The sequence below is a fragment of the Streptococcus sp. HMSC062B01 genome, assembly GCF_001811085.1.
GTDB lineage: Bacteria > Bacillota > Bacilli > Lactobacillales > Streptococcaceae > Streptococcus > Streptococcus gordonii.
This window is the reverse complement of the sequence record NZ_KZ672797.1, coordinates 1-4,170: the sequence shown is the minus strand read 5'-3', so window position 1 is coordinate 4,170 and position 4,170 is coordinate 1. Positions and strand designations below refer to the sequence as shown.

Below are 4,170 nucleotides of genomic sequence, written 5' to 3'. Positions count from 1 at the left end.
TCTTGAAAGTGGAAGTTCCAGTCAATGTTAAATACGTTGAAGGCTTTGGCGATGGTGAAATCGTTCATACACGTGAAGAAGCAGCAGCCTTCTTCAAAGCGCAAGATGAAGCAACTAACTTGCCATACATCTACTTGAGTGCGGGTGTATCGGCTAAACTCTTCCAAGAAACCCTTGTCTTTGCCCACGAATCAGGTGCAAACTTCAATGGAGTTCTTTGTGGCCGTGCAACTTGGGCAGGATCAGTTGAAGCCTACATCAAAGATGGTGAGGCAGCAGCTCGTGAATGGCTTCGTACTGAAGGACGTCAAAACATTGAAGAATTAAATCAAGTTTTAAAGAGCAGTGCAACCTCTTGGAAATAAAATTATAGATTATATTTTAAAGAGAAAAATCAATATATGTCTTAGCATAATTTGTAGGCATTTAGTTATAAAAAGTAGATTGATTTTATATTGAAATAAAGATATATTAAATATAGAAAGGGGTGAAGTATTATGGGACTTAATCAATTGTTTGATAAGAACTTGGTCTTCTGTCTACAAGCAGATAATCAAGAACATCTTTTTAATCAAGTCGCTAACCTTCTTGAAGAAAGAAAGATTGTAACTCCTTCTTATAGGACTGCATTAATCGAGAGAGAAAAGTCATTTCCAACTGGATTGGACATGGAGTTTCTAGGAAAAGACTTACCGAATGTAGCAATCCCTCATACAGATATTGAACATAACTTAGCTGAAAAAGTTGTTGTAGTACGCTTAAATCGAGCTGTGACTTTTCACAATATGATAGCTCCTGATAAAGAAGTAGAAGTTTCACTTTTGTTCTTTATCATTAACAACTCAAGTTCTAGCCAGACGAATATTCTGGCACAATTGATGGATTTCTTTACTAAGAATGGCAATTTAGAGAATTTATCTAAGTTTGCAAATGAAGATGAATTATATCAATATATAACAGAAGAAATCGGATAAAAAAATCAAGAAAATATATAAAACGGAGGAAATCCAAATGATTAAAATTTTAGCAGCCTGTGGGGCAGGTGTTAATTCAAGTCACCAAATTAAGAGTGCGTTAGAAGAAGAATTATCTAACCGTGGTTATGATGTTCGCTGTGATGCAGTGATGGTTAAAGATGTCAATGAAGATTTGATTAAAGGCTATGATATTTTCACACCAATTGCTGCGACAGATTTAGGTTTTGATCCTGGTATTCCAGTTGTAGAAGCTGGACCAATCTTGTTCAGAATTCCAGCAATGAGCGCTCCAGTGTTTGACAATATTGAAGCAGCTATCAAAGATCATGGTCTGAGTTAATTTTTTAAAGAGTATGAAAGCGCTGTCTGAAGAGTGCGCTGGAGTTCTTATATTATAAACAATATATAAATTAATATAAATCGGGAGGATTTATTATGGATGGCATTATTAAATTAGCCAACGATATTTTTAAGCCAATTTTGGCGATGGGTGGTCCAATCATTATGTTAATCATTTTGACGGTTCTAGCCCTCTTGTTTGGAGTTAAATTTTCCAAAGCCCTCGAAGGTGGTATTAAATTAGCGATCGCCTTAACAGGTATTGGTGCAATTATTGGAATGTTGAATGGAGCTTTTTCAGCTTCTTTAGCAAAATTTGTAACCAATACGGGGATCCAGCTTAATATTACTGACGTAGGTTGGGCACCACTTGCAACGATTACTTGGGGTTCAGCTTGGACTCTATATTTCTTGCTGGTGATGTTGATTGTCAATATCGTGATGCTCTTGATGAAGAAAACTGATACACTCGATGTAGATATCTTTGATATTTGGCACCTGTCAATCACAGGTCTCTTGATTAAATGGTATGCAGATAACAACGGAGTAAGCCAAGGTGTTTCTCTTTTTGTAGCAACTCTTGCAGTCGTACTAGTAGGAATCATGAAGATTATCAACTCTGACTTGATGAAACCAACTTTTGACGACCTCCTAAATGCTCCAAGTTCATCTCCAATGACCTCTACTCACATGAACTACATGATGAACCCTATCATCATGGTCTTGGATAAAATCTTTGATAAATTCTTCCCTGGTCTTGATAAATACGACTTTGATGCTGCTAAGCTGAATAAGAAAATTGGTTTCTGGGGTTCTAAATTCTTTATTGGTTTCCTTCTTGGTATTGTAATCGGAATTATGGGAACACCACATCCAGAAGCTAACGTAGAAGATTTAAAAACATGGGAATTGGTTATTAAATCTTGGTTGAGCCTTGGTTTAACAGCTGGTGTCTCCTTGGAATTGTTCTCATTGATCGGTTCATGGTTCATTGCAGCGGTAGAACCACTTTCACAAGGTATTACAAACGTTGCTACAAAACGTCTACAAGGGCGTAAATTCAATATCGGTCTTGACTGGCCTTTCATTGCTGGTCGTGCTGAAATCTGGGCTTGTGCTAACGTACTTGCACCAATTATGCTAATTGAAGCTGTGCTTCTTTCTAAAGTTGGTAATGGTATCTTGCCACTTGCTGGTATTATTGCGATGGGTGTAACTCCAGCTCTTTTGGTTGTTACTCGCGGTAAATTGATCCGTATGATCATCTTCGGAAGCCTTCTCTTACCACTCTTCCTTCTTTCAGGAACATTGATTGCACCGTTTGCGACTCAATTGGCTAAGAGCGTTGATGCCTTCCCTAAAGGGGTAGCTTCAACTCAATTGATTACTCACTCAACTCTTGAAGGACCAGTTGAAAAACTCTTTGGTTGGACAATTGGTAACGCAACAACCGGTGATATTAAAGCTATTCTTGGTGTTGTAGCCTTCCTTGCATTCTATATCGGTATCTTTGCTTGGTACAGAAAACAAATGATCAAACGTAATGAAGAGTACGTAGCTCAAGGTAAAAACTAATATATAGTTCTTTCGAGAAAAGAATAAAAAAATAATAAGTTTGCTTATTCTTAGATAGAAATAGATTAAATTGAAGATAGAAGAGACCTAAAATCAAGGAAATAATGAATATGAACTTGCTGACGGTCTCTTTCTAGATAGAATTAACTATTTAGCTTCTAGAATTTCATGAGCAGTTTAAGTAAGACTCTCGTAATCTATTTTTATAAATTGTCCCCCTCCCATTTCTGTTTATCAGATTTGGGATTTTTTAAATGCAATCAGACTTTCAAGAAGACAAAAGATTGTTTTTATTTCACTTCTTTTAGCTTAGTTTATGCATAGAGCTTTTAATAAATTGGTTTAAGATGTTTTTATACTTATTTAAAGATAATTGGTAAAAATAGAAATGTTATTCCTTATTTTTTCTTGAATATGTAAGAATCATTAAGTTTGTTTAGAGAATCTTTGTTTATTTTCATCATTTTTTTAAAAAATGCGATTAAAATAAACAAAAAATGTTGACAATGAACTCAAGATGGTGTATAGTATGAGTATAAGAAACAGATAGTGTTTTTTATAAACAATAATCTGTGCAAAAAATCAAACAAAGGAGAATGATCATGGCAATTATTATTGGAGCAGATGCTGCTGGAAGCAAGCTGAAAGATGTGGTCAAGGATTTTCTCGTCGGAGAAAACTTTGAAGTGGTCGATGTGACGAAAGAAGGTCAGGATTTTGTTGATGTGACCCTTGCAGTTGCAGCTGAGGTGAATAAACAAGAGGAGAATCTTGGTATTGTCATCGATGCTTATGGGGCTGGTCCATTCATGGTAGCGACCAAAATCAAAGGTATGGTTGCAGCGGAAGTTTCTGATGAACGCTCTGCCTACATGACTCGCGGTCATAACAACTCTCGCATGATTACGATGGGAGCTGAAATCGTTGGTGAAGGCCTGGCTAAGAATATTGCTAAAGGCTTTGTCAATGGTAAATACGACGGCGGACGTCACCAAATCCGGGTCGACATGCTCAACAAAATGTGCTAAGAAAAGGAGAAGTCAAATGAAAATTGCAATTGGATGTGACCATATCGTTACCAATGAAAAAATGGCTGTTTCAGATTTTTTGAAATCAAAAGGCTATGAAGTCCTTGACTTTGGTACTTATGACCATACTCGTACTCACTATCCCATCTTTGGTAAAAAAGTAGGGGAAGCCGTAACTAGCGGTCAGGCTGATCTTGGTGTTTGTATCTGTGGTACTGGTGTTGGTATCAATAACGCTGTTAACAAAGTTC

At 36.6% G+C, this 4,170-nt stretch carries 5 protein-coding genes and 1 pseudogene; all 6 read left to right on the top strand.

Going from position 1 to position 4,170, the window contains the following annotated elements:
• Positions 1–365 (top strand): annotated as a pseudogene (locus HMPREF2780_RS08010) (tagatose-bisphosphate aldolase); the annotation flags it as partial.
• A 132-nt stretch (positions 366–497) separates the two neighbouring features.
• A complete protein-coding gene (locus HMPREF2780_RS08005) occupies positions 498–974 on the top strand; it encodes a PTS sugar transporter subunit IIA (protein ID WP_105026462.1) in 477 nt (158 codons plus the stop codon).
• Positions 975–1,011: 37 nt separating this feature from the next.
• Positions 1,012–1,317, top strand: coding sequence for a PTS sugar transporter subunit IIB (locus HMPREF2780_RS08000; protein ID WP_012130593.1), 306 nt, complete (start codon positions 1,012–1,014; stop codon positions 1,315–1,317).
• A 95-nt stretch (positions 1,318–1,412) separates the two neighbouring features.
• Positions 1,413–2,891 carry a PTS galactitol transporter subunit IIC gene (locus HMPREF2780_RS07995; protein WP_105026461.1) on the top strand — a complete coding sequence of 493 codons (1,479 nt, stop codon included), beginning with the start codon at positions 1,413–1,415 and terminating at the stop codon, positions 2,889–2,891.
• A 602-nt stretch (positions 2,892–3,493) separates the two neighbouring features.
• Entirely contained in the window at positions 3,494–3,919 is a 426-nt protein-coding gene (gene lacA / locus HMPREF2780_RS07990; protein ID WP_009659075.1) for a galactose-6-phosphate isomerase subunit LacA, read from the top strand.
• A 16-nt stretch (positions 3,920–3,935) separates the two neighbouring features.
• Positions 3,936–4,170, top strand: a 235-nt coding sequence (locus tag HMPREF2780_RS07985; protein ID WP_199774055.1) for an RpiB/LacA/LacB family sugar-phosphate isomerase, incomplete at its 3' end; no start/stop codon positions are given.

What these genes read in the sequence shown, in the direction of transcription:
- HMPREF2780_RS08005 (WP_105026462.1), top strand. Translation starts at nt 498, where the DNA reads ATGGGACTTAATCAATTGTTTGATAAGAACTTGGTCTTCTGTCTACAA.
- HMPREF2780_RS08000 (WP_012130593.1), top strand. Translation starts at nt 1,012, where the DNA reads ATGATTAAAATTTTAGCAGCCTGTGGGGCAGGTGTTAATTCAAGTCAC.
- HMPREF2780_RS07995 (WP_105026461.1), top strand. Translation starts at nt 1,413, where the DNA reads ATGGATGGCATTATTAAATTAGCCAACGATATTTTTAAGCCAATTTTG.
- lacA (WP_009659075.1), top strand. Translation starts at nt 3,494, where the DNA reads ATGGCAATTATTATTGGAGCAGATGCTGCTGGAAGCAAGCTGAAAGAT.